Annotated in this window: 25 protein-coding genes and 2 pseudogenes; 9 read left to right on the top strand and 18 right to left on the bottom strand. The window is 57.6% G+C overall.

The features are described from left to right. Nucleotides 1-70: 70 nt before the first annotated feature. From repA to ATY80_RS19420, 3 genes are all read left to right on the top strand, one after another. Entirely contained in the window at nucleotides 71-1,267 is a 1,197-nt protein-coding gene (repA, locus tag ATY80_RS19430) for a plasmid partitioning protein RepA (RefSeq protein ID WP_088693956.1), read from the top strand. Next, the gene (gene repB, locus ATY80_RS19425; protein ID WP_088694085.1) at nucleotides 1,264-2,247 is read left to right on the top strand and encodes a plasmid partitioning protein RepB; all 984 of its coding nucleotides are present in this window, start codon (nucleotides 1,264-1,266) and stop codon (nucleotides 2,245-2,247) included. Before repA ends, repB begins: the two co-directional genes overlap by 4 nt. A gap of 169 nt (nucleotides 2,248-2,416) precedes the next feature. Further along, complete coding sequence (locus ATY80_RS19420) at nucleotides 2,417-3,541, top strand: RHE_PE00001 family protein (RefSeq protein ID WP_088693955.1); 1,125 nt, start codon at nucleotides 2,417-2,419, stop codon at nucleotides 3,539-3,541. Nucleotides 3,542-3,676: 135 nt separating this feature from the next. Here ATY80_RS19420 and ATY80_RS19415 read toward each other — a convergent pair whose 3' ends face one another. The 8 genes from ATY80_RS19415 to ATY80_RS19370 all read right to left on the bottom strand — a co-directional run bounded on the left by ATY80_RS19415 (nucleotide 3,677) and on the right by ATY80_RS19370 (nucleotide 8,916). Then, nucleotides 3,677-4,393, bottom strand: a complete 717-nt coding sequence (locus ATY80_RS19415) for a Bax inhibitor-1/YccA family protein (protein WP_088693954.1) — start codon at nucleotides 4,391-4,393, stop codon at nucleotides 3,677-3,679. Nucleotides 4,394-4,416: 23 nt separating this feature from the next. Further along, nucleotides 4,417-5,184: an anti-sigma factor gene (locus ATY80_RS19410; protein ID WP_088693953.1), complete on the bottom strand. Its 768-nt coding sequence runs from the start codon at nucleotides 5,182-5,184 to the stop codon at nucleotides 4,417-4,419. Further along, nucleotides 5,171-5,710, bottom strand: coding sequence for a sigma-70 family RNA polymerase sigma factor (locus tag ATY80_RS19405; protein ID WP_088693952.1), 540 nt, complete (start codon nucleotides 5,708-5,710; stop codon nucleotides 5,171-5,173). Before ATY80_RS19405 ends, ATY80_RS19410 begins: the two co-directional genes overlap by 14 nt. Nucleotides 5,711-6,029: 319 nt before the next feature. Then, nucleotides 6,030-6,683, bottom strand: coding sequence for a hypothetical protein (locus ATY80_RS19395; RefSeq protein ID WP_245306889.1), 654 nt, complete (start codon nucleotides 6,681-6,683; stop codon nucleotides 6,030-6,032). Between the two features lie 227 nt (nucleotides 6,684-6,910). Then, entirely contained in the window at nucleotides 6,911-7,093 is a 183-nt protein-coding gene (locus ATY80_RS30165; RefSeq protein ID WP_088693950.1) for a hypothetical protein, read from the bottom strand. Continuing rightward, nucleotides 7,090-7,497 carry a type II toxin-antitoxin system VapC family toxin gene (locus ATY80_RS19380; protein WP_088693949.1) on the bottom strand — a complete coding sequence of 136 codons (408 nt, stop codon included), beginning with the start codon at nucleotides 7,495-7,497 and terminating at the stop codon, nucleotides 7,090-7,092. Before ATY80_RS19380 ends, ATY80_RS30165 begins: the two co-directional genes overlap by 4 nt. Then, a complete protein-coding gene (locus ATY80_RS19375) occupies nucleotides 7,497-7,751 on the bottom strand; it encodes a type II toxin-antitoxin system Phd/YefM family antitoxin (RefSeq protein WP_088693948.1) in 255 nt (84 codons plus the stop codon). The genes ATY80_RS19380 and ATY80_RS19375 overlap by 1 nt, the downstream gene beginning before the upstream one ends. A gap of 532 nt (nucleotides 7,752-8,283) precedes the next feature. Continuing rightward, on the bottom strand, nucleotides 8,284-8,916 hold the full coding sequence (locus ATY80_RS19370) for a sulfatase-like hydrolase/transferase (protein ID WP_245306888.1): 633 nt from the start codon (nucleotides 8,914-8,916) through the stop codon (nucleotides 8,284-8,286). A gap of 814 nt (nucleotides 8,917-9,730) precedes the next feature. Between ATY80_RS19370 and ATY80_RS19360 the strand changes: the two genes are divergently transcribed. The 3 genes from ATY80_RS19360 (at nucleotide 9,731) to ATY80_RS29735 (ending at nucleotide 12,249) form a co-directional block, all read left to right on the top strand. Continuing rightward, on the top strand, nucleotides 9,731-10,327 hold the full coding sequence (locus ATY80_RS19360) for a YdcF family protein (protein ID WP_189637214.1): 597 nt from the start codon (nucleotides 9,731-9,733) through the stop codon (nucleotides 10,325-10,327). Nucleotides 10,328-10,358: 31 nt separating this feature from the next. Beyond that, nucleotides 10,359-11,657 carry an O-antigen polymerase gene (locus tag ATY80_RS19355; protein WP_348626652.1) on the top strand — a complete coding sequence of 433 codons (1,299 nt, stop codon included), beginning with the start codon at nucleotides 10,359-10,361 and terminating at the stop codon, nucleotides 11,655-11,657. 238 nt (nucleotides 11,658-11,895) lie between these two features. Then, nucleotides 11,896-12,249: a putative colanic acid biosynthesis acetyltransferase gene (locus tag ATY80_RS29735; protein WP_245306886.1), complete on the top strand. Its 354-nt coding sequence runs from the start codon at nucleotides 11,896-11,898 to the stop codon at nucleotides 12,247-12,249. Here ATY80_RS29735 and ATY80_RS19345 read toward each other — a convergent pair. The 3 genes from ATY80_RS19345 to ATY80_RS19335 are packed head-to-tail and all read right to left on the bottom strand — an operon-like array spanning nucleotide 12,231 to nucleotide 15,953. After that, entirely contained in the window at nucleotides 12,231-13,388 is a 1,158-nt protein-coding gene (locus tag ATY80_RS19345) for a glycosyltransferase (RefSeq protein ID WP_088693944.1), read from the bottom strand. The genes ATY80_RS29735 and ATY80_RS19345 overlap by 19 nt on opposite strands. Before the next feature lie 52 nt (nucleotides 13,389-13,440). After that, nucleotides 13,441-14,697, bottom strand: coding sequence for a glycosyltransferase family 4 protein (locus ATY80_RS19340; protein ID WP_088693943.1), 1,257 nt, complete (start codon nucleotides 14,695-14,697; stop codon nucleotides 13,441-13,443). After that, nucleotides 14,694-15,953, bottom strand: coding sequence for a glycosyltransferase family 4 protein (locus ATY80_RS19335; protein WP_088693942.1), 1,260 nt, complete (start codon nucleotides 15,951-15,953; stop codon nucleotides 14,694-14,696). Before ATY80_RS19335 ends, ATY80_RS19340 begins: the two co-directional genes overlap by 4 nt. Before the next feature lie 309 nt (nucleotides 15,954-16,262). Between ATY80_RS19335 and gmd the strand changes: the two genes are divergently transcribed. The 3 genes and pseudogenes from gmd to ATY80_RS19320 form a co-directional block, all read left to right on the top strand. After that, a complete protein-coding gene (gene gmd / locus ATY80_RS19330) occupies nucleotides 16,263-17,333 on the top strand; it encodes a GDP-mannose 4,6-dehydratase (protein ID WP_088693941.1) in 1,071 nt (356 codons plus the stop codon). Continuing rightward, the gene (locus tag ATY80_RS19325) at nucleotides 17,317-18,297 is read left to right on the top strand and encodes a GDP-L-fucose synthase (RefSeq protein ID WP_088693940.1); all 981 of its coding nucleotides are present in this window, start codon (nucleotides 17,317-17,319) and stop codon (nucleotides 18,295-18,297) included. Before gmd ends, ATY80_RS19325 begins: the two co-directional genes overlap by 17 nt. Before the next feature lie 230 nt (nucleotides 18,298-18,527). Beyond that, nucleotides 18,528-18,884, top strand: a pseudogene (locus ATY80_RS19320) (transposase); the annotation flags it as partial. Between the two features lie 293 nt (nucleotides 18,885-19,177). On the opposite strand, the gene ATY80_RS19315 reads toward ATY80_RS19320, so the two are convergent. From ATY80_RS19315 to ATY80_RS30050, 7 genes and pseudogenes are all read right to left on the bottom strand, one after another. Further along, entirely contained in the window at nucleotides 19,178-19,564 is a 387-nt protein-coding gene (locus ATY80_RS19315; protein ID WP_245306885.1) for a PIN domain-containing protein, read from the bottom strand. A gap of 141 nt (nucleotides 19,565-19,705) precedes the next feature. Beyond that, complete coding sequence (locus ATY80_RS19310) at nucleotides 19,706-19,990, bottom strand: hypothetical protein (RefSeq protein WP_245306884.1); 285 nt, start codon at nucleotides 19,988-19,990, stop codon at nucleotides 19,706-19,708. A 270-nt stretch (nucleotides 19,991-20,260) separates the two neighbouring features. Then, nucleotides 20,261-20,566: a hypothetical protein gene (locus ATY80_RS19305; RefSeq protein ID WP_141105576.1), complete on the bottom strand. Its 306-nt coding sequence runs from the start codon at nucleotides 20,564-20,566 to the stop codon at nucleotides 20,261-20,263. A 327-nt stretch (nucleotides 20,567-20,893) separates the two neighbouring features. Then, nucleotides 20,894-21,841, bottom strand: a complete 948-nt coding sequence (locus tag ATY80_RS19300; RefSeq protein WP_245306900.1) for an SLBB domain-containing protein — start codon at nucleotides 21,839-21,841, stop codon at nucleotides 20,894-20,896. Beyond that, a pseudogene (locus tag ATY80_RS29730) lies at nucleotides 21,842-22,084 on the bottom strand (polysaccharide biosynthesis/export family protein); the annotation flags it as partial. 89 nt (nucleotides 22,085-22,173) lie between these two features. Further along, complete coding sequence (locus ATY80_RS29245; RefSeq protein ID WP_088693938.1) at nucleotides 22,174-24,375, bottom strand: polysaccharide biosynthesis tyrosine autokinase; 2,202 nt, start codon at nucleotides 24,373-24,375, stop codon at nucleotides 22,174-22,176. 47 nt (nucleotides 24,376-24,422) lie between these two features. Continuing rightward, nucleotides 24,423-25,130, bottom strand: coding sequence for a response regulator transcription factor (locus ATY80_RS30050; RefSeq protein WP_189637213.1), 708 nt, complete (start codon nucleotides 25,128-25,130; stop codon nucleotides 24,423-24,425). Nucleotides 25,131-25,256 lie beyond the last annotated feature (126 nt).

The following is a 25,256-nucleotide window of genomic DNA, read 5'->3' as shown; positions in this document are numbered from 1 at the left end:
ATCATGGCATCTTCGATACGCTTTTTAGCGCGATGTTGACAGAAAAGCGCATTGATGAGGGTCGGGTGTTTTGGACAACATTAGCGTATCGACGACGGACGCGCGCATCGAGCGGCACGCCCACCAACTATCGCGTCAGCTGAAGCTTCTTCGCGAGAAGCTCTTTCCGCCACTGTCACAGAAGACATTGCGGACGTTCACATCCGGGGAAGCCGCGCAGATGATCGGCGTATCCGACGGATACCTGCGCCAGCTGTCGCTCGATGGCAAGGGACCGCAGCCGGAGGTTTCGCTGAATGGTCGGCGTTCCTATACGCTCGGTCAGATCAACGAGTTGCGGCACCATATGGCGCGGATAAAGCCGAAGGATGCGCTTTCCTACCTTCCATGGCGCAGGCCAGGCGAAAAACTGCAAACGGTCGCTGTGACGAATTTCAAGGGAGGCTCGGCAAAGACCACGACAACGCTCTACCTCGCTCAGTATCTTGCACTGAACGGCTACCGCGTCCTGGCAATCGACCTCGATCCGCAGGCATCGCTGTCGTCGATGCTCGGCGTTCAGCCCGAGTTCGATCTGGGCGACGGGGATACGCTTTACGGTGCGATCCGCTACGATACGAGCCGCCGCTCGCTGAAGGACGTGGTACGCAAGACCTATTTCGACGGGCTCGACCTCGTGCCGGGAAATCTCGAACTGATGGAATTCGAACACGAGACGCCGCGCGCACTTTCAGATCGCCAGCGGACGGGGGAGGTGTTCTTCCGGCGCGTTGGGGTTGCCATCTCCGAGGTCGAGGCCAACTACGATATTGTCGTTATCGATTGTCCGCCGCAACTCGGATATCTGACGCTCGGCGCCGTTTGTGCGGCGACATCGCTTCTCATCACGATTCACCCGCAGATGGTTGACGTCGCGTCGATGTCGCAGTTCCTGCTGATGACTTCCGATTTGCTATCGGTCGTGCGCAAGGCTGGCGGTGACCTGCAGCACGATTTCATCAAGTATGTCGTCACGCGCCACGAACCGTTCGACGCGCCGCAGTCGCAGATCGTTGCCCTCCTGCGCAACCTTTTTAGCGACGACGTCCTGACGGCAACCATCGTAAAGTCCACGGCGATCGCCGATGCCGGACTGACGAAACAGTCACTTTACGAGATCGAAAGAGGTCAGGTTCGGCGTTCGACCTACGACCGCGCGTTGGAATCGGTCAACGCCGCCAATGGCGAGGTGCTGGCAGGAATTCACAAAGCATGGAGCCGGACATGAGCAGACGGGATCGACTGAAGGGCCTGTTCGACGATACCGCGCAGGAGTTGGCCGCGGCCAACTCGGAAGATGGCGCGCCGGTGCGCGGCCCGGCCGGTCCGGTCCGTTCGATGGCGCTGACGCTCGGGCGCATGGAAGAAGAGAGCAGGGCGATGCAGGACGCGCTGCTGTCCGGCGAGCGCATTGTTGAACTCGATCCTGATCTCATGGACATGTCCTTCGTCAGGGATCGGCTGGCCGAGTTGCCGCAGGATCTTGCCGACGAGCTGGTGCGGTCAATCGAAGAGAATGGGCAGGAGGTCCCTATTCTCGTTCGGCAGCATCCCATGGACGCTACTCGCTACCAGGTCGTCTATGGGCACCGGCGGCTTCAGGCACTGCGACTGCTTGGGCGCAAGGTCCAGGCGATCATCCGAAAGCTTGATGATGTGGACGTCGTCATTGCGCAAGGCATCGAGAATTCTGCAAGGCGCAACTTGTCCTATATTGAACGGGCCGTGTTTGCCTTCAATCTCGAGAGCAAGGGGTTCGAGCGAACTGTTATCATGAAGGCGCTTTCGACGGACAAGACGGAATTGTCGAAACTGATTTCGGTTGCCAGAAGCATACCGATGGACGCGATCACGGCGATCGGTGCGGCGCCTTCCGCCGGACGCCGCAAGTGGATTGCGCTCGCGCAGGACTGGACAAACGCGACTGCGTCCCGCCTGCGGGATCTGCTTGGCTCGGCTGACTTCATCGCCCAGGACAGCGATCGGCGCTTCGAACTCGTTATCGCCGAACTGGCGAGGAAGCCCGACAGCCAGGCGGGGAGCGAGTATGAATGGGTTCCGAAGGGAGCCGGTAAGGTCAGAGGCCGCATCCGCAATAAAGGCGGCTCTTTCACCATCGCACTAAAAACGGGTGATGCAGCGGAGTTTGGAGACTACATCTCGCGCCGCCTCGACGACCTCTACGACGCGTTCAAGGCTGGGAGATAGTGTCTGCAGCCAACTGAGATTCGCTTTCAACTGACAGGTCTATGGTGCCATTTGTGCCTGGCGATATATTTTAGCCACCGGCGTTTGAATGCGCAGACCAATCATGCCATACATGACGGAAGTTAAGCGTGATTTGAGTTCCGTTACTGGGAAATCGAAATAGCTAACAATGCGCTATGAAATCGACAGTCCATTGCTGGTCAGCCTGTTGCCGACGATTGTCGAGGCCGAAGATGGCTTGGCAAGGCTGGATGAGCGGGCGGCACGCGCAGCGGTCGCGGAAGGCTTTGCCGAGCGCAGGCATTTCTTCGATGCGATCGGAGCCCTCTGGGTCGCCGGTGAGTTGGTCCACGTCGAAGACCTCGTTCTGCATGACGCCCGCATGGATAGCCGCACGCCAAGCCACGAACTGACGATAGCCCATTTAATCCTGCGGGTGCGACGGCGCATCTGGGCGGCGGCGCCGGACTGGGCACTCGCTCCCTCGGGACTGTCAGCTCTGGCAGGCGGCATGGAAGGGGAGGGGGCAGCCCTCGACATCAAAAGCGCAAAGATTATGGTCGATGAGGATGCAGACGATGGTCCTCTGTCGGCCGAGCTGGCCGAGATCGATGCGATCCTGGAGAGGTCGCAGCGGCTGTTGGATAGCCATAGCCGTCTCGATGTGCTGGAGTTGCATGAAACGCCAGACCCGGTTCGCGAAAAACGGGGCGAGGATCCTCTCGGCCTGTTCGATGACGAGGAATGGGACGAGCCGGCGCGCTTGCGCGCATGGCGCAAGACTGTTGTGATCGCCGACGGCTTGCCCGCCACGCTTGGGGCCGCTCTGATCTTTGATGCCTGGGAGAGGATCGAGCCCCTTCGTCGACAGCATTGGCTAGGAGGTCTTCTCGTTGCCAGCTATCTGCGCGCGCGTGGCAAGGTCACGTCACATCTTTTTGCCTTCTATGCCGGCCTCAAGACAATACGTCATGAGCGGCGGCGTGCGCGCGACCGGCTGACGAGGCTGCAGGCGTTTCTTGAGGCCATGGTGGAAAGCGCGGCCGCCGGATTGAAGGAAATGGACCGTCTTTCGCTGGCGCGCACGCAAATGGAAATCCGCTTCAGGGATCGCCGCTCGAACAGCAGCCTGCCGCAGCTTGCGGACTTTGTTCTGTCGCGGCCGATGGTGTCTTCGGCAATGGTGGCCCGCGAGTTGCGGGTAACGAGCCGCGGCGCGCTCAATCTGCTCAACGACATCGGCATCCGGGAAATTACCGGGCGAGGGCGCTACCGCGCCTGGGGCATCATCTGATGGGGATCTAAACGAAAGCGGCCGGGTGTGGTGACCCAGCCGCTTCCGTTGAGTGGGCACCCGATCCGCGCATCCTGTCACAGAGTGCCGACCGGGCGCCCTTAGCGCTTCCATTGCCCCCAGAAGCGCTTGTTCCTATTCCCGCTCGCCCGTGAAATTGAGCAGAAGCTGGAAGATGTTGACGAAGTTCAGGTAGAGCGACAGCGCGCCGAAGACGGCAAGCTTCTGGTTCGATTCCTGATCGTAATTTTCCGAATACTGTTCCTTGATGTTTTGCGTGTCATAGGCCGTCAGGCCGACGAAGACGAGGATACCGATCACCGAAATCGCGAACTGCAGCGCGCTCGAGCCAAGGAAGATGTTGACGATGCTCGCGATGACGACGCCGATCAGACCCATCATCAGAAACGAGCCGAAGCGCGAGAGATCCTGCTTGGTCACATAGCCGTAGAGGCTGGTCGCGCCGAACATGGTCGCGGCGATGAAGAAGGTGCGTGCAATGCTCGTACCCGTAAACACCAGGAAGACGGATGCGAGCGACAGGCCCATGACCGCGCAGAAGGCCCAGAAGGTCATCTGTGCAGCGCTAGCCGACATTGTCTGGATCTTGAATGAGAAGAAGAAGACGAAGGCAAGCGGCGCCAGCATCACCACCCACTTCAGCGGGGACTGGAAGATCGGCACGTAGAGCGCCGGCGTGCTACCGACGACAAATGCGACGATGCCCGTGATGACGAGGCCAAGGCCCATGTAGTTATAGACGCGCAGCATATGCTGACGCAGGCCTTCGTCGAAAAGCGCCTGGGAGCCGGCGGCCGAGCCGTAGCCAAAACGCGGATTGGTCGGGTTCATACTGATCTCCTCGGTTGAACGAACTAGTAGAGCGTGCGGGCAAGCCGATCGGCTTGCGTATCCAGATTTATGTCGCGATCGCCGGCCACAAGCGCATAGGCTACATCGCCAATCTGCCAGAAAGCTGCCTCAGCCCTGTCGAGCGCGACATGCTTGACGGGCTGCACGGCGAATGCACCCGGTCGTACAGCAAACAGCGAGATTTGCTTGTCCTGCGACGTCTTGATGGCCATCTCGACGCTCGGGCCGAACTCGGACGGGAAAATCTGCACATCGGAAATCTTCCAGTCTTCAGGCAGTTGCGGCATGACAATTGCCGTTGCTGCGCGAATGTCCTCCGCCTTGTAGGTCGCAACTGGCTGGGACGGCACGGACTGGCGCAGCATTGCCGTGTGATAAGCGCGCACCGCATCTTCGACATAGGCCGGCGCCGGCACCGAAGCGGCAACCTCGGTTGCCGTAAATGCGCCGAAGGAAGTATGCGCGACCCAGCCTGCAGCGATAAGAACGCCGACAGCCGCAATCCGCTGCATCGAATGGAAGATGCTTCCGGAGGTGAGACCACGCTCGAGGCGTCGAGCTGCGTCACGCGCCTCCGGGCGACCAAATGCGCTTTCGCTGGCAAGTGCCAGGCGCAACTCACCCCTGATACTGAGGTCGGCCATGACCTTTGCGGCAATCGCTGGGTTCTCTGAAAGGAAGGATTCGACCTCAATGCGGCGCGCCACGTCGAGTTCGCCGTCGACGTAAGCATCGAGATCAGCGTCGATGATAGGATCAACTGCCTTCATTGCCGTTCCCTCCGATTAGCCTCAGCTGCGCAGCGCGCGGTGCCTTCTCTTCGAAGTCGCGAAGCTGGACGCGGGCGCGCGAAATGCGCGACATCAAGGTGCCGATCGGGATCCCGAGAGCCGATGCCGCCTCCTGATAGGAGAGATCCTCGATTGCCACGAGATGCAGCGCCTCGCGCTGTTCGTCGGGGAGACGGAAGAATGCATCTCGCACTTGCTGGAGACGAACGGCGTGTTCCTGGCCAGCCTGCAGCGACTGTTCCGTCTGAACGGCTGCGTCGTCATGCCGGCGCGCCAAGGATCGGTCGTGGCGGAGGCGATCGATGTGCGTATTGTGCATGATCGATAAAAGCCAGGTGCGCAGGTTGCCGCCACGGCGGAAGCTCTGCTTTTTCTCGTAGGCCCGCAGCAATGCGTCGTGAACGAGGTCTTCCGCATCATCCGCATTGCGCACGAGCGAGCGCGCATAACGCCGGAGCGCTGCGAGCTGGCTGATGACATCGAATGAGCGTTCTTTCCGTTCCATGACCGAGTATACGGATGTGCGCGTGTATTTATTCCAGCGATCTCGAAAAATCGATCGAACCTCGGCCCCGACAGTCGGCGAAGGCCAAGGCAAGCTCTGCCGAAATATGCCTATGCCTATTCGGCCCGACCGTCCGACAGTTCCTCGAGGATCGGACAATCCGGCCTGTTATTGCCGTGGCACGCGGAGCGGATTTTCCAATGTTCGGCGCAGCCCTGTGAATTCGCGGATCTTGCGGTCGATCCTTGTCAATTTCGCTTGCGTCAGTTCCCTCACATCGGCACTCGCCCCTGAGATCGGGACCGATGCGAAGGGTGATCTACCACCGAGGATCCGGCCACTCTGCATTTTCCCAAGCTGCAAAATCTCTCGGAGAGATCAGGTTCTTTTCACCATTCTGCAGCCGGATGGCGTAGTAGCGATCATACATCGGATCGAAACTTGTCAGGAGTTGCGCAAAGCCCGCCTTCCGTTGCGCTTTCGTCCACGAGCAATAGATTCCGCTGCGGCTGTCCATCATGTCGAACACCTCGGGCTGAGCCGGATCGAGACGTTGCCAGAGATCGATGACGCGTTCTGCCTGCGCCCCGAAATCCTCGCTTAGCGCATCTTCGATGACGGCTTCCAAGGCATAGGCGACGGATTGTGTCTTGGCCGTGTGGCTGAGGAACGCGAGAGATTGCCGTAACAGCCTGTGCTGGAGCAACAGGACTGGCCATAGAATCTTTACGCCATATCGCACCCCGATTTCTTCGAAATGTTTTGGCGGCTGGAGAACTTCTCGTTGCTGCTCGAACGCTTTGCGCACATCGTAGGCCAGCCCAAGAAACGCACCTTCCTTGTCGACGACAAGCGGCGACCTGTCGTTAACGTCATGAATAACTTCATGCAGCCAGGCCAGGGATGTGTGGTCGCCGGCTAGCAGGATGCCGGCATGGTTTTTCAGCAGGCTGTAGGAGAGCACGCAGTTCATCCTTTCCGTTGATGGGGAAAACGTGAAGTCAGCTGTTCCATGGGTCGATAATATCGAGCCCGAAGCTCTTGAAATCCTTTGTGTTGCATGTCGCAAGGGAAAGATCGTGGGGCGATTGCGGTGGTGGCGATCGACCGTTTCGCCTGGCGAGCGCGATGAGGTCGCCCCAAGCCAGCGCGACAGGCTCTTCGACCGGAACGACTCGGCTCTCGAAGCGTCGCGGCAAATCATGGGCAAGCCATTCCGCCAAGGCGCCACTTGACGTCCGGTGTCCATCGAAGCCGCACCGCGGCGGTGCCTCTGGAAGGGAAGGGGAAGGCAGCGCCAACAGGATTCGCGTCGACCGCAGCATCGAGCGGGTGGGCGAGATCGCCCTTTGGCGGCTCCGGCTCCGTCACGAGACGGCTCATGCCGGCGTCTCCCAAGGACTGATCACGGCGGCGTCCGTGTCCTCAAAATCCCTGACGTTGCGGGTTACGAGGATCAGGTCGTGAACGACCGCGGTGGCCGCGATCAGTCCGTCGATATCGCCGCGTGGCCGAATCGCGGCAAGATGGCCCCATTCGACGGCGATCTGGTCGGTCACCGGCAGGATGCGGTCGCCATGGTCGTGGCGCAGCTTGCGCAGCCACTCGGCGAGGTGGGACGCGGCCCTTGGATCCGACTTCTGCTTGAGGGCAATGCCGCGCATGATTTCGCCGAGGGTCAGCGCACTCAGATAGATGCTCAACGGGTCGACCGAGCGCAGCCAGGCGACCGCTTGCGGCGTGCCGCGTCGTGCCTCCGAGACGATGTTGGTGTCGACCAGATACATCAGAAGGCAACGCCGCGGCTTGGGCTCTTGGGGCGCACTTCAACCGCCTCGGCGAGCTCATCGTCCCAGGCGGGACCGCCGAGCAGATCGTCGACCAGCGTCGGTCGGCCGGCGCGCAAAACGTCGTAGTCGCGGGCGGACAGCACGACGGCCGTACGCTCGCCGCGCAGCGTGACGATCTGCGGTCCTTCGTGGCGCGCCTTTTGCACCACTTTCGAGAATTGATTCTTAGCGTCCTGCAGCTGCCATTCCATGCATTTGCTCCAAACTAGCTAGCCTGTCTAGCTATATAGCGCAGTTTGCCGGCGGGACGAAAGCCGCAAATAGCCCGCCGGAGCGATCTTGCTTCAATCAGCGGACCTCGTTCGGCTGCGGCACGCGTGATGGCGGTCTGCCTGGGACCACACCGTCGTCAAGAATCCTGTCCAATCACAGCGCCGTCGACCACTGCTCGTCTGCAATCGCACGAGCGGGCGTAGATCTTCGGTCATGAAGGGGGTGAGCAAGGAGAGATGTTCGGTGAAATCGTTAGCGGAAGGTCGTTTCGAACCCATCGGCTAATCCTAACGAGTAAATGACATTTGCCGGTTTGAAACGACATATGAAAGCCACACGCGTCATCACGATTAAGATGTTGGCTCGAGAAGTCGAACCGGTTCTCCATAGCGACCGGTGTCATAGCCCCTTTTGCGGGTCAGAAAGTGGCAGGGAGCTTGTTCACGCATGGTGACCAGGAACGAACGGTCGCAGCACGCCGCTCGCCCTTTGAATGAACCGCCCAATCACTCAATCTCCGACATTGAACATTTCGGCCGCGTCGGGCAGCACGGTGTCCGAGTGCAAGAGCAATCGCACGGCGTCCTGCAGGATGAGGGGAGGAGACATCTCAGAGGCGAGCTCGAGGACCCGCGCCTGCAGTTTCTGCACCATTTCGGGGTTCTGATCGGCAAGGTTTGTGGTCTCCGACGTATCCCTCGAAAGATCGAAGAGTTCGACTTTCGGGGGCAACGTCGTCTTCCACACCAGCTTCCAATCGCCCTGGCGCACGGCGGCCGTCATTGGTTCGATGTTGTAGACGATCTCGGTGCGTGGCGATGGCTTTCCTTCACCCAGCATCGGCCACATGTCCATCCCGTCCAGCGGCTTGTTCTTGCCGAGCTCAGCGCCGGCCAGAGACGCCAGGGTCGGGTACATGTCAACGACATGCATCATTCCGTCGGCCGTGCCAGGCTCGATCTTTCCCGGCCAGTTGACCAGGCCAACGACGCGCGTACCTCCTTCATAGGTCGTCCCCTTGCCCTCGCGGTAAGGACCGTTGTCGGCCGGAAGCTTGCCCTTGACATCGCTTTCCCCAGCAAAGAAAGCGTTGATCACGCCGCCATTGTCACTGTGAAAGACAATGAGCGTATTGTCGCGCATGCCGCACGTTTCGAACGGGCATCAGCATCTTGGCATTGTCTATGCGATTTGTACAAAAGGCGAGTGGATGAGCTGTCAGGTACCCGGATCTTCGGATAGCCGGCGACGGCAGGTGCAAGTGGGGGTCTCCTCTCCCAGTGTCGTGCCGATGATTGCCTCGATCTCTTGCGGTTTGAGATGACTAAGTAAAGTGCTCGCTTCCACCTCAAAGCCCTGAAGGCATTGGCACGACGCCATGCCGGTCCACATCAGGCTCGCAAAGCGACGGGAGTGACTGTCTTCCATCTCCTGCCGTTTGCTGCAATTGTCAGGCGTGTCTCCACGTATCTCGACTGGCGGAACGCCTCCTCCCAAAGGAGGTGGTGGCTATCACACAATACGACCAATTCCCCATTTAGCGGATGCCTTGCTCCATTTTTCCACGTGTCCAGACGTCTCGCTCGATCTTAACCTGTCATCAGAACTGCGCCCGTCACCGGCGACCACGAGTGAATTGCAACGGCAATTGTTAGCTGGGGAGTAAGCCTGTGATCTCAGTATGCATTCTTCCTTTGAACGAAGAGCGCAACCGCTATTCGTCCTCGGAAGCCCGCGAAACAGCCGAATGTCTCCGGAATGGACCCATTCCCTGGAGCGCGATACTGAGTTCGCGATCGGAAGTTCGTCGACGCGGATTGAGATACACGTACTTTCTGGGCGGCGGATTCCTTGATGGCATCAGAGGCTATCATTACTGCCGAATGATCGCGGCATACGAATGAACGATCGTGATCAAAACATTGGAGCTACAGCTGCACGCGCGCGGATTGCCCGCATGACGTCGCAAACTGCAACTTCCAGACGTTGGTATATCACAGGGGGCGTTTGCGTCGTGGCAACGCTGCTTGCAGGCTTCTATGTCCTCGCGCTAATCGCCTCGGATGAGCTTCTTGCCGTTGGCGATCCTCTCGCGAAAACCGATATCATCGTTGTGCTGGGTGGCGATGGCCCTCCACGGGCCGCCCGTGCCGTCGAGCTTTGGCGGGAAGGGCTCGCACCACGTATTCTCGTCAGCGGCCGCGGAGATTGCCTGTCGATTAGGGACGCGATGATGGCTCAGGGCATTGGGGCAGGGGCGATCAGCGTCGAATGCCAATCGGCCAATACCTGGGAAAACGCGGAATTTTCGGCACGGCTCCTGAAGCCGATGAATATACACCGTGGCGCTGTGGTCACGAGCTGGTTTCATTCCAGACGAGCGTTCGATTGTTTCGCAACAGCCGCAAAGGAAATCACCTGGGTGTCCTGGCCCGCGGAACGAAGCATGTCGTATCGGAAGCTTATCTTCAATCAGACGGGGCTTCAGATCGCCAAGGAATATCTGAAACTGCCATTGTACAAGTTGTGGTTCTTCTTGGCCGATCCGTTATAGGCGGCGAGCGGGAGACGTTTGGGTAAAAGCGATGAACTGGTGGTTGACCTACATTCTTGTCGTCGTCGTCTTCAGCCTGTTGGGCGTTGGCATGGTTAGGCGCGTGAACCTTTATCAATTTCCGTTCCTGACGGGCGTCATCACCTTCGCCTTTCTCCTGCCGCAGGTTCCCGCTCTCGCCGACGATCGCTTCCTGCCGGAAAATGCATTCGCGAAAGCCATCGGCTTCACCATTCTTTGTCTCCTGATGACTTGGCTGGGCTACATATCCCGCGTTAAGCCCGTCTCCATCTTTCGTCACGACTTTTCGGAAAAGCGTCTTCTTATCGTTGCCTTTGTTCTTTCTCTCCTAGGCGCCTACTTCTACTACCAGCTCAGTCGCCTGCCGGCCGATTCTCTCGTCGGTGTGGAAATGACCGGCGTTTCGGTGATGTATGTCTTTTTCTCGAGACTACTTTGCTATGGTCTCGCCATCGCGGTACTTTGCTTTGCAAGACGTATGTCATTTGCGGCGCTCATCATCATCGCGCTCGATCTTGTCTTTTATCTCGATCGAATTCTCGTAACAGGAAAACGCGCCGAGGCCGTGGAGCTTTGCTTCATCTTCGTGCTGGCCTTCTGGTTTTACCGCGGCTGGATGCTCCCGCGTGTGCTGACGCTTGCCGTTTTGCTGCTTGGGACAGTCGGCATGTTCAGCATGGGCGATTATCGCAATATCACCCGGGCGAATGGCGCACCGGTCTGGGACGATGTAGAAAGAATTGATGTGGTTGGCAATATCACCCAGGTCTTGAGGGACGGTGGGCCGGAGATGCGAAATGCAGTGCTCCTGATAAACAACACCGATACCACCTTGGATTTCGATTACGGCAAATTCCACTGGAATCGCTTGATCTTTAGCTATGTACCCGCCCAGCTTCTTGGCAGCAGGTTCAAGAGCGCATTGATGCTACAGATGCCTGTTCCCCCGCGCGATTACAATCCCTTGACCGGGACTACCGAGACAGGAATGGCGGATGCTTTTCAGTCCTTCTGGTATTTTGGTGCGCTGAAATTTTTCCTCCTGTCCTACTTGATGCACCGGATCTGGGTTTCGGCGAATGCAGGAGAGGCATCGGCACAAGTGGTCTATATGCTTTCCATAGTCCCCGCCATGCACGCGGTTTCTCATACGACGGATTGGGTATTGATGGTCTGGGTTCATATGCTGATTTTTCTTGTACCGTCCTTGGCTTTTGCCCGCACTACGCCGCAAACGAAAGCCCGACGCGACAATGGGAAGTCGAATATACCGTTTGTTTCGAAGGAGACCGCATATTATGAACCGTGAGCAGATCGACTTCGACAGTCCCGACGTTCTTCTCCCGAGGTTCGGGGGAGCTACATTTTCAGTGAAGTTTCGAGCCATGCGCCTGTTGTGGGCGATATGCTGGTTTATGCTCGCTGCGTGGACGCCGCGGCAGATGGGGTGGTGGCGGCTCAGCTTGCTACGCTGCTTCGGTGCGCGCGTTCATTCGACGGCCTTAGTCAATGGGAGGGCTAGAATCTGGTGGCCCGGCAACCTCGTCATGGGGGAGTTCGCTTTGATTGGCCCTGGTGTAATCTGCTACAATGTCGCCCGCGTGACGATTGGCGACCATGCGATCGTTTCGCAACGCGCACATCTGTGTACCGGAACCCACGATATTCAGGACAGCCGATTCCCGTTGATCAGCAAACCGATTACGCTTCAGGCGAATTGCTGGGTCGCGGCAGAAGCCTTCGTCGGGCCGGATGTCATTGTCGGAGAGGGGGCTGTCCTTGGCGCGAGAGGGGTTGCGGCAAAATCGCTCGAAGCATGGACGGTCTATGTGGGCAATCCGGCAAGGCCTGTCGGTCGACGCAGCCCGGCTGCCGCCGCCTGCTACGCATACAAGCGATAGCTGCTTATGGTCTTTCCGGCAATGACCGGCCAGGTGAAATTCTCCATCACCAATCGGCGTCCGTTTTCGCCCATTTTTTTGGCCAGACGATCATTCTCCAAGACTTTTACTAGCGCGTTCGCGATTGCGGCGGGCGCAAGAGGTGTTACAGATCCCGCCCCGGCCGTGTCGACCTCGGGGAAATGGCAGGCATCGCTTATGACGACCGGCGCGCCGCAGGCCATTGCTTCGGTAATTGCAAGACTGAAGCCTTCCTGTCTGCTTGGCAGGCAAAAGCAGGCGGTTGCAGAAAAAGCCTGCAGCTTCGATGTGCCGTAAAGGGGTCCCGTCAACCGAACGCGATGCTCGATGCCAAGGTCCCGGATGATCGCCAAAAATCCGTCTTGAGCACCATCATCCGGTCCCGCAACGACGAGATCAACTTCGGGACATCTTGAAGCGACCGACTGGAAGGCATGGGCAAGCAGATCCAGTCCTTTCTTGAAGTGCAGGCGAGAAAGAAACAGAACAAAGCGGCGATCGGCTGGCATTCCGATCTGCTTACGGAAGGGCGCTTCCGAGCCGCGCTGCTCGAATTCCTGCGGAAAGACGCCGTTTGGAATGACGACCATCGGCACATTGAGGCCCAGCGGCCGCATCAGTTGCACTTCATCGCTGTTCAACGCGTGTATGAACTTCGCATTTTGCAGCATACGGCGATAGCCGAATGACAGGGCAAGGCGCTTTTTCCAGGCTTTTTGTCGCAGGCTCCAGACATCGAGCATGCCATGTGGAGCTACGCAATACGGAATTCCCGCAGCTCTTGCCTTGGAGGCAGATCGCAGCAGGATTGGTTCCCATATGCCATGGAGATGAACGAAATCGGCAAACCGCAGCACCTTGCTGATCAGTTTCGCCCCCTTTATGCTCGTGATGCGCTCGAAGCGATCCGCGTCGGGCAACAGATGCCATCGGATCTTTTCGAACTCCGGTATGCCAGCAGCCGTTCGGAATGCCTTTTCCTGGACCGTGGTGCCGGCATAGCTGATGACATGCACGTCGTGCCCGAGCATACATTGGGCGGCTGCAATTCGTGCAACGACAGCCTGGGGGCCTCCCTTTGCCGGATCTATTGACGAAATCACGTGAACGATCTTCATGATGCGCGAAATCTCCGTGGTGCACGGGATAGAAGGACCACCATTCTCCAGTTCATCGTTTCAGCCCCGGGCGATGCTGTACCCGTCTGGAGGAAAGGGATTCGATCGCCGCGAGCAAGCGAGTGCCATATTTTTCAACGGTGAAATCCGCCGCCCGGCGCAAGGCATTTGCCGACATCTCGGCTCTTAGCTCTTCGTCCCTCGCCAGTCTTTCGATCGCCTGCGCAATAGCCTGGCTGTCGCGAAGCGGAACGACGAAGCCCTCTTCGCCGTCGCGCACCACGCTTCCTGCATTTTCTGTCGTGATAACCGGCAGACCTGCCGCAAGCGCTTCGTAGATGACGGTCGCCGAGCCCTCACAAATGGAGGGCAACAGGAAGATGTCCGCCCATCGGTACTGCTCTGCCATTGCCGCGCGCGGAATGATACCGGCCAGTTCCACGGAACTGGCGAGCGTGTTCTGCAGCGTCTCGGGAAGATTGCAGGGACCGACCATGCGAAATGTTGCTGATTCACCGAGTAGCTGGGCAGCCTGGACGACGTAGGGGGAGCCCTTTCGCAAACCCACCGCACCCGCGGTAAGAACGCGCATCGGCCCCGGCAAGCGCCGCGGCCGCGTCACTGGCCATCTGGCGTCGACCCCATAGGGAACGACGACGCAACGGCTCTCGTCGCCGCCAGAGGCAACGACGTGACGGCGAACGAATTCGGACGGACATATGATCAGATCCGCGATATTCCATTCCGCCTTTTCACGGTGGGCAAAGATGCGGGCTAAGGCGTTCTTTGGAAGCGGGCCTGTCCAGTCGGGAAAGGATTGAGCTTCCTCCTGCACGAGTTGCTCGAGCACATCGCGCGGAGCAATCATCTGTTCGAGTGCTGTCCAAAGGCCCTGCTGCTTGGCGGCGCGCATTTGCTCGAGCGCGTCGCCGCTGAAGGCGTAGATTCCATCAGCTCCGTGGAAGCCGCTTTGGGCGACGAGACGCGAAAAATATGCGCCGGCCCAAAGGGCATGCGAGGTCTCGTCGACGACATCCTTCCCGCGCATGCGTCGCAAAGCCGAGCGGATTCCGAAAGCAGGAAAGATCGTAATCAGGTTTGGAGAGATGTTCTGCGGCTGCCGTCCGGCGAAACGCCGGACGGCAGCTGGCGTAAGCGCTGCAGGAAGGGCGGTCGCAAAGCGATACCAGCCCTTCGTTGCACAGATATCCGTATAGAAATGGGCAAGGCGATCCTGAGACGCGAATATGGCCGGCACCGCATAATGCATGCGCGCGCCGAGCTGGCTGACGATCACCTTTCCACTCATGAAAACTGCCTCTGCATCTCGTCATGGGAAGGGGCCGGCGCCCGTTCCCCCAGCTGCTCGAACAGCGTGCACCAGGCTTCTATTGCTGCATGGCGGGAGTAAGCGGTTTCGACCAGATGTCGTGCAGCGGCGCCCATGTCAGAACGGCGGATTGGAGAACCCTTCAGCTCACGAATAGTGAGGGCAAGCTGTTCGGCATCTCCGATCGCAATCGTTTTTCCACATGCCCCCGAAGCCAAGATGCGCGCAACCTCGCCATCGTTGTCGCCGATGAAAATTGTCGGCCTGCCCGCTGCCAGGATACCGTAAATCTTGCTCGGTAGAATGCAGTGCTCGAGGCGCGGCAGCAGCGAAACAAGATGGACATCGGCCGCGCCGAGACTTTCAGCCAGGCGCTCTGCCGGCTGCAACGGTTTGAAGATGACGTTTCGGAGGCCACGCTCTCGAACGGCTTCCTGAACTGCGGCATGCTGATGACCACTGCCGATCAGAAGGAAGCGTATATCCCTGCGATCTTTGAGGAGTTCGGCCGTTTCAATGATTGTCGTGAATTCGTGCGCTCTACCGAAATTGCCCGAATAGCCGACCACGAAATCCTCGCCGAGACCCCATTCCTGACGAAGGCCGTTATGTTCCGGGTCTACAGGATAGATCTCATCCTCATTCGACCAATGGTATTGAACGGCAATTCTCTCCTGCGGCAGAGCCTGCTCGATCATGTAGTCCGCCATCGTCTTCGTTGGGCAGATGATCAGTGCGGATTTCCTGATCGACCAATCTCGAATGGCTTTTGCGAGCCGGCCGAGGGATCGACGTCTCCTCATATATCCGAGCTCGATCGCTGTCTCTGGAAACAGGTCCATGATCCAGTTGATCATTCGAGCCCCTCGCAGCTTGAGCGCAATGGCGCTGCTGACCGAAAGGAATGGCGGATCCGTGCATATGACTGCCACATCATTCTTGGACACGTTTCTGAGGAACCACCAGAGCGCGAGTGCATGAAAGGAGAGATAGTCGATCGATCTGCCGACGACCGATTGCCGGCCGAAACGAGATGTGGTCAGGCGGCACACCCTCACGCCTGAGATCGTTTCTTCCGCGGGCAAGAGGGTATCCTGTCTGTTGTGCAGACTTCGACCGGCCAGCGCAGTGACGTCGAAGCCACGCTGCGCAAGGGCGAACGCCATGGAGGATACCATCCGACTGGTGGCGGATTGATCAGGGTAGAAGTAGCGATTGGCGAAAACAATCCTCATACCGATTTCCTAAGCATCCGGGCGCGAGAGATGTCCGGCGGGCTGGATAGCCGTGTGCTCATTGTGGCAGGCGGCCCACTGCTCGCAAGTTCGCCAAAGGCAATAGGCGGATGCACCCAAGAGGGCCTTTGCTACCCCTTATGCGGGATGTCTGCGACTTTCGGAGTTCCTTCGGCGATGCACAATTCCACCCCCGCGGGCTAACTACTGGCGAACTACACCTTTTTGGCAAAGTGCCACGCCTGCGGTGACTTTATATTGTCCAAGGGAAGGCTGGACGGATGCGCGGGCCGGAAGAGGGGAATATCGATGTCAGAGAAAGTTGCTTTGATTGTTGGCGTCACCGGCCAGGACGGTGCGTATCTGAGCGAATTGCTTCTCTCCAAGGGCTACCATGTGCATGGCCTGAAAAGACGCTCCTCGTCATTCAATACGGCGCGCGTCGATCATCTCTTTCACGATCGCTACGAACACAGCTCGCGATTCCATCTGCATTTTGGCGACCTGACGGATGGCACCAATCTGTGCCGCGTCATACAGGACGTCCAGCCTGACGAAATATACAATCTTGGCGCCCAGAGCCATGTGAAGGTCAGCTTCGAAACACCCGAATATACAGCCAATGCCGACGCGGTCGGCGTCCTGCGTCTGCTTGAGGCGATGCGGATACTGAAGCTGGAAAGAACCTGCAGGTTCTACCAGGCTTCGACGTCCGAGCTTTTTGGCGGATTGGGCGAGGTACCGCAACATGAGGGAACGCCGTTTTATCCCCGTAGTCCCTATGCGGCTGCAAAGCTCTATGCCTACTGGATTACCGTCAATTATCGCGAGGCTTACGGCATTCATGCCTCAAACGGAATCCTCTTTAACCATGAGAGCCCCCTGCGCGGTGAAACCTTCGTCACGCGCAAGATTACGCGCGGTGTCGCGGCCATCGAGCGCGGATTGCAGAAGAAACTGCGGCTGGGCAACCTCAACGCCAAGCGCGACTGGGGGCATGCGCGCGACTACGTCGATGGTATGTGGCGTATCCTGCAACAGGAGACACCGGATGACTACGTACTCGCGACAGGCGAGACGCATACCGTGCGAGAATTTGTCGAGCGCGCCTTCAAGGCTGTGGACAGAGACATTGCGTGGGAAGGCGACGGCGTTGATGAGGTCGGTTTCGACCGTCGAAGCGGCGATCCTATCATCGAGATCGATCCTGTCTATTTCCGGCCGACAGAGGTCGATATTCTTCTCGGGAATCCGGAAAAGGCCAGGAAAAAATTAAATTGGCAGCACTCGGTTTCGTTCGATGCCCTTGTCTCTGAAATGGTCGAGGCGGATCTCAGAACAATCATGAAGGAGGAGGGCCGCAATGATTTTTACGGCTGAGGCAAACAGGCCTGCTTACAATCTACGGGGTAAGCGAATCTGGGTTGCAGGTCACTCCGGAATGGTTGGCTCCGCACTCGTGAGACGGTTGCAGCAGGAAGACTGCGCAATCCTGACGGTTTCGCACCGTGAACTCGACCTCACCCGACAAAGCGAGACCGAAAACTGGATGCGGCGTAACCGTCCGGACGCAATTTTTGTCGCTGCCGCGCTTGCCGGCGGCATCAAAGCAAATGCGCAATATCCGGTCGATTTTCTCTATATCAATACGATGATCGCGATGAACGTGATCAAGACGGCGGCCGATATAAAAGTGGAAAAGCTTCTATGGTTGGGTTCGAGCTGCATCTACCCGAAATTCGCCAGCCAGCCGATCACCGAGGATTCGCTGCTGACAGGGAGCCTGGAGCCGACCAACGAGCCTTATGCGATTGCGAAGATCGCCGGGCTGAAGCTGGCCGAGGCATGTGCGAAGCAATATGGGATGCAGGCGATCTCCGCCATGCCGACCAACTTGTATGGACCGAACGATAATTTCGATCTCGAAAGTTCGCACGTCCTGCCCGCTCTTATCAGAAAGATCCATGACGCCAAGGCTGGCGGCGCGAGCACTGTCGAGGTCTGGGGTACGGGAGCGCCTCAACGCGAATTTCTTCATGTCGACGATCTTGCAGATGCCTGTGTTCACCTGATGGTGAGATATGCCGGTCCAAGGATAGTCAATATCGGATCCGGTAGGGAAATAAGCATCGGCGACCTGGCTGTGCTTGTTGCGGAGGTCCTTGGTTACGAAGGACGCATCATATTCAACTCCGCCATGCCTGACGGAACGCCCCGTAAGCTTCTTGACAGTTCCTGTATCCGGTCAATGGGATGGCAACCGAAGATCGAGCTCGAGGCTGGTATCGGCGCTGTTTATGCAGCATGGCGGCAGCAACTGGATAATATCTCACAAGTTGCGTGACTTACAACTCGATAGGCAGCCTGCTGCGTCGCGCGGAATAGATGGCTTCCCATCGGCCGTGAAGAACTCGGAAGCTGCTGATTTGACGTAAGAATCGAAGGATCTGCAGATCTTCCAATTGCCGGAAACGGCCGCCGAACAGGCTGTTTGCTTGCAAAATCAGTTTGAGGTTTGCCTGCTTGGCGAAGCGTGATTCACTGGGTTTATCGCGGTGAATCGAAGAGCCAGGAATGGGTAAGCCACGCGAACGGCGCCAAACGGGTGAACAGGATTTATTCCGATCCCGGCTCGACCAGATCATCAATATGAAGCACGAACTGGTGCGTCTGGCGCAGGCTATTGACTGGCCTGTGTTGGAAGCCCGGTTTGGGACGGTCTATTCGGACGGAGCGGGCATGCCGCCATTGTCGACGCGGCTGATGGCGGGGCTGGCCATTCTGAAGCACAGGTTCAACCTGTCGGACGAGGCGCTGTGCGAGCGCTGGGTGGAGAACCCCTACTTTCAGTACCTGTGCGGCGAGGAGTTCTTTCGGCACGCCCTATCGTTCGACCGCTCCTCGATGACGCGCTGGCGGCAGCGCATGGGCGGCAACTTTTGTGTCTGTTCGCCGCACTACTCTTCACGTTCCAGAGCCGACCAATGCCGCTGCAATCTGCCTGAAAGCGAGTTCTTCACGATCGACGGCTTCCCGCAAATCCGGATCAGTTCAGCGAGGCGATGTCCTGGCGGAGCATCCTTGCAAATTTCTTCAGGCCGTTTTGCTGAAGCGTGTCGATGAACCCTTCAACCGTTGTCGTCGTCTTGCGCAGATTAAGCCGCGCAAATCTCACACTCGAAAGAAGCGCCTCGGGAAGCATATTATGAAGGTCAGCCATGAAATCATCTGGCGACTTGCTCGTCATGCCGTAAGGACGCAGGTCTCGTCTCGGAAAATCCTTGAGGTTCCAGGTTACGATGAGCAATAGCAGCGGCAAGCACATGCCGATCGTCAGGATCAGGTAGTTTCAGGTTCACGATCAACGGCCGATAGTTCACCACGTCCGCCTCCGGCAGGACGGCCTTCATTCGCTCACGCGTGAGTTCCAGGCGTTCCATAGATAAACCCGGAGTGTTGGCGGCAAGATTGCGCATCCACTCGCCATGGATTTCGTCGGTCCAGCGCGCCTCGACAAGGCCATCAAAGGCGCACCGAATCAGGACATTCGCAGATGAAAGGGGGTAGAGGGCGCAGGCATCATAGACCGCGACCGGCGGTTTAGAGGCCATGGGTCTGTATTAGGTCCTCGGTATCTTCGGCCAGCGCATCCACCGCTTGACGGACGTCGAGCTTGGATTTCAGCCCGAGCACATCCTTTAGAAGAGCGCGGCGGTGTTTGCCCACGTAGCGGAATGGGAGATCACCTCGATTCATACGCAGGACGACGAGGGGACGAGAGATACCGAGAATAGACGCCGCCTCGGTCGGGCTTGGTCTTCGGCCAGCACGGCAACGCGTTCGCCGCGCAGCATGTGCACCAAAAGCGCCTCAACTGCCGCGGCGGCCGAGGGCGGTATCGAGAGGGTCCGTTCCTTCCCGCCTTCATGATGAATATGAAGTTCTAGCCTGTCGCCAGCGGCCAGTTTCGGCAGAGGCGAGGCTGCCTTGCGATCGCGATCCGACAGTCCGGCGAAGTGGACGATTTGGCTGGCCATGACAATATCTCCTAATATCCCCAATATAGTGCCCGCCGCCAATAACTGAAATAACTGAAAGTTCACGAAATGCGAGTTAAGGGATTTGGCCGTCTGACCGAAGCCGCTCAGAATTTCATCTGTAAATCAAATATCGGATCCATTCGACTGCGTTGCGACAGGTTGGAAGCTCATCAAGAGCTTCAATTCGGGGCCTCCAAGAGTGATGGTAAAACAGATCCCGATAGTGGACAGGGGCGGGGTAGGTTCGTGGAGCGTCACTCTCTTGTCTCAGGCGCCGATTTGAGCCATCGCTGATGCCAAGCCAAAATTGAGGACGGCTTTTGCGCATTCTCGGTCGGACATAGCACGCGCGGCGGAAACTGATCCGATCATCAAAGCGATCAGGTTGCACGCCTTCCGCTCGCGGTCGTTGGTTTCACCTTCCAAGACTTCGGCGATTTTCGTAACCAGAACCTTGATCCTCCTGGTATAGGTAACGCGGACATCATCGCCCGCACGCGCGACATCCGCGCTCATGGCAGGCATTACACATCCAGTTTCCGGGCTGTCTCGATGCGCAACGTTGAAGTACAAGGCCAGCCATTCTTTCAGCTTCCGTCGGCCCAGTACTCTTCAGCAATCGCGCGAGCCGACGTTGGCGTTCGATTTTGAAATCGATTTGGCAAAGGGATGTTTCGCTGAAATCGTTAGCGGAAAATCACCCTTCGTCTATCAGCTAAACCTAACCGTCGTATGACGTTTTCCCGCTTGAAATGGCTAAGTAAAAGCCACACACAGCCAGAGAAGAGCGTTCGAGCCTGATGGAAACGCTGAACCGCTCTAACTTTTTGACTTTACGACAACTCGGTCGGAAGACCGCTGCCTACTTTTCATGGGATCGCATCTCAAATGCGTTGCGATCTAGTTTTCGGTTCCGCTCTGGCTCGCGATGGCCTGCACCGCGGGAACGAGCTCAACGCGAACGATATCGCCTGCGTTGAGGCTCGCATGTTCATCGATCGGCAGTTCCTTGTAGTCGCCAGAAACCATGCGAACGACGGAGAACTTCATTTTCACGGTTTCCTCGAGCCTGCTGACCCGCTGTGCGGCGGCGCCGATTTCGGCCATCGTCTGAACCTTAGCGGTCATCTTCTTTTTCAGGCGCAGCATATCGACGGTGATTTCTAGCAATTCACCAGCGGCGTCGTTCTTTCGCTTGTCGTCGAGTTCTCGAATCCTGCGCTCGACTTCATTCTTGTTCTGGCGAGCGCGCGCAAGAAAGGATCCCGCTTCGAGGACTTGTTGATTCATTGCCAGCAGATCCCGCTTTTTTTCGCGCAAGGCGGCTTCAGGGGCCGCTCCCCTGCTGACCAGGCCTTGTGATGCCTCCACGTCGAGCTGCGTCAGATTGAACTGTTCGTTTCTCAAACCCGAGCTCTTTTCGAGCATCGTGATTTCTTCCTCATAGTTGTGGCGCTGTGCCTCGAGATTTCTCCTGTCGCTTTCCAGAGTGGAAAGTCGCAGTTCAAAAAGGCTGCGTTCGGCAGCGATGACGCTTTGGGTCGTAGCGGCATCGCGCACGCCGGTACTGGCTGGGTCTGCCGCGTATTCAAACGGTTTGCCATTAATTTCTGCTTCCAGCCGCACGCGCCTGACATCCCGCGACAATAGCTGAAGCGCAGTATCGTCATATTCTTGCTGCGCAGCCACCAATTGAACCCCGGAGTCGAGAACCCGGTCGGGCTGTTGACGTAAACCACCGCCGAGGGCGAAAACCTCCAACGCGATCATTCCGGGTCGGAACTCGTACTTGCCGGGGTTCTTAACGTCGCCAAGGATAAAAACCGGTGCGTATTCCTTGACCGACACCGCAACGGAGAGATTGGCAACGTGCTCTCGCAGTGATGCGGTGATCGCGGCGCCAATCTCCTCCGTCGTTTTGTTCGTCACCACTATATTGCCGAGAATCGGATATCCGATCGTGCCGTCCGTGCTTACGGGAAAGAGGCCGGTCAACTGCGGGTCGCCATAGGCGACGACAGACAGGACGTCGCCGGAAGTCACCTTGTATTGCTGCGGTTGCGCTATCACTGAGGTGGATGACAGAAGCATTGCCAGCATCGGGATGATGCATATCGCCGACTTGAGCGGCCTGGACTGAATTTGATTTCGTGCTGCAAGAAACACTTTCCGCTCCCGTGTCATACCCTGGCTGCGAGGGGCTTTACTTGATCGCCACTCCGCTTTCGCCGGACGCCGCTGAGATCCTGTTGATGAGGAGTCGTCCCCGGTTGCGACGCTGTGGCTGGTTTTGAGCGATAGGCGCTGTCGAACACGATCCCGGCTATGTTGCGATTGGCTGCCCGCAGCTTTTTGATGCATGCTTCCAGATCCAGGATCCTCGTAAATTTCGGACGAACGACAAGAATGACGTCTTCGCAGAAGGAAGCGACGCGCATCAGGTCGAAGCCATTGGAAGCACAAGGCATGTCGATGAGCACGAGATCGTAGCGTCGCTTCATCTCCTGGATCAGCTGGGCAAATCGTTGATTGGCCAGGATCGGTTCCGGCGCCTTGCTGTGCTGGGCCAGGATGAAATCAACCATCGATTTCGGATCGGTTTGGATGGCATCGCCAAAAGGAAGCTCCTGGGTGACGATTTGATTGAGATGGGCAGCGTTGGACACCTCAAACTGTTCTGCAAGGGTTGGATTTCGCAGGTTTGCTTCGATAACGATGGTCTTCAATCCCGTTGCAGCGACCAGCCGAGCGAGATTTGCTACGATATGAGGCTTTCCTTTGCTGCTGGAAACCGGCGTAATCGCGATCGCGCGTTTCATCCTTCCGGAGGACGCTTCGGCATCGGCAAACAATCGCAGCTCCGATTGAATGACGGCCATGGCTTGGCCGAGAGACGAGTTATGATCATGAACAAGCGCCGAAGCATCCGCATTGTGCCCCAGCCTGATCCGCGGCACCTTCGCGATAACGGCAAGGCCCGTCTTTGCCTCCAACGACTCCGCCGAACGCACCTTCCTGTCCGTGAAATGTCGGATAAAGGCGGCGGCAATGCCCCCGGTGAGGCCGAAGACGACACCAGCCAACGCCCATATGACAGGATTTGGGGTTGTCGGCTTCGGTGACGGCGTCGCTCGTGAAATCATCCGCGCTTCAGCGGTCGCGATGCCATCCTGTTCGATCGTCTGCTTGTACCGGGCCAGATAGCTCTCATATATCGCGCGATTTGCGCTGGCTTCGCGATCAAGCTGATCGGCATGGACGAGACTCTGGCTGTTGGTCGTCATCGCGGCGCGCATCTCTTTGATGCTTTCCTCCAGACCTGCCTGCTGCCGTCGGTTTACCTCAATTTCATTGCGCAGACTTTCGATGACTCTCGCTATTTCTGTCTTGATTTGCTCCTGCAGGGAAACCAGTTGCGAGTTCAATTGTACAAGCTGAACGTTCTTTATCGCGCCACTTTGATCGATTTCGGTAATAGCGCGTTTGACACGCGCTTCCTCCGTCCTGAGTTGCTGGATCATCGATGAGGAGAGGACTTCAGAAAGTTCGAGATCGCTGCCGTTCCGCAGCCCGTCGACGGCCGTCGATAGCCGCGCTTCTGCGGCTGCAACCTTGCTGCGCAGTACCGTGAGTTCGTTGTTCAACCCTGTAATCTGTTGTGATTGAAGAGTGGTGCCATCGGTTTTGACGATGCCGGCGGTATCACGAAAATCGGTTGCCAGCCGCTCGGATTCTTCCAACTTGGTTCTGAGGTCAACTAGCTTCTCGCCGAGCCACTCGCTCACACGCCTGGTTGCCGAAGTTTGGACGTCGATCTGATAGTCGATATATGCTTCGCCGTAGGCATTGGCAGCCACGGATGCAAAATTGGGATCGGGAGCAATGAAGGAGATATAGATCGTGTATGAGCGGCCGTCATTTGCCACGTGAACGTTCGACATCAGCTCGTCGACTAATTCCTCGTTTTCAGCGCTCCCTTCTTCCGCAGATGTGTCCCCTTCTTGTACGAAAACGCTTGGGCTCTGCCTGGGGCCGCCCTGTTTTGTACTCTCCACCCCTATGCCAAGGGCCCCCAACCGGCTCGCGACACGCTCTGCCATGGTACGCGAGCCGATGATGTCGAGTTCCGTACGAAGGACCGGGCTTTCCTGAGGAAGCGCAGAGACAACGGCCTCGATGGGAAGAGCCTGAAGTTTTCTGCCGTCCAGCGCCAGGATCGCTTCTGACCTGTACAGCGGCTTTGTCCTGAAATAGCCGATAGCGCAGACAGCCAGACTGAAGATTATGCAGGCCAGCACGGTTCGTCTTCGGTCCTTCAATATCGAAAGGACGCGATACATACCCATTTCGTTGCCATCTGGCGGATCATGCGACAAAATCATGGACGTTACACCGATGCGACTAATTCGATTGTCTTTTTCGCGAGGGTTCAAGTCGGTCGGTCGCCATCTGCGACACCACCTATCTTGTAAGCAACCTCTGTCCGGTTGGTCGCTCCCAGCTTCTTCATTATATTTCGGACGTGAACCTTGACAGTGCTTTCGGACAGATCGAGTTCCAAAGCGATCTCCTTGTTCGCCAGGCCACGCCGGATGGCTTTCGCGACCGCGGACTGACGCTCGGTAAATCTGGAGTTGGTGCGGACGGTCGAACTGACCTCCAGCAAAGCGCGCATGTGCATGACGCTGCTTGCCGGGACGAATTTGCCGCCCGCCATTGCCAGGCCGATTGCCTGTACGCATACGCCGATGCCAACAGAACTGGGGATATATCCCTGAACGCCGAGCGCGATGGTATTGAGGATGTCCGAAAGGGTTTGGTTGTCAGACACAACGACAATCGGCGTGGGTGTCGTTGCTGCCACCAGCTCGCGGATTTCAGTTTCCAGCCGACTGTCTTCCAGCCTGCCATTCCCGGCATTGAATAGGATCGCCCGTGGCCTTCCCACCGCGCCTTGGGCCTCTTGCAACGCTGTGAGATCGGCAAATGTCATGATTTTCATGTCAAGGCGATACACATTCAGCGCTTGAGCGAGGCACTCCCGCTCCAGCATGCGTCGATCGACAAGAGCGAGGTAGTCTTCGCCGGCAGATTTCCTAGGCAAAGGAACCTGGTCCTCGACGGAAATGGAAAGCATCTTTGATGCCTCCAGCATGGTCTGCTCATAATCAATGGCTTCTTCGCCCATTTTTACCCCATACCCTTCGATTTGCCGTAGATACTCATGACATGCTGCTACTGCATTTCGCGGTGACCGCGACCC

It is taken from the genome of Rhizobium sp. R711, from assembly GCF_002211365.1.
Lineage (GTDB): Bacteria > Pseudomonadota > Alphaproteobacteria > Rhizobiales > Rhizobiaceae > Rhizobium.
Note: the sequence above shows the minus strand (reverse complement) of the source record. Positions and strands in the feature narration are given on the sequence as shown.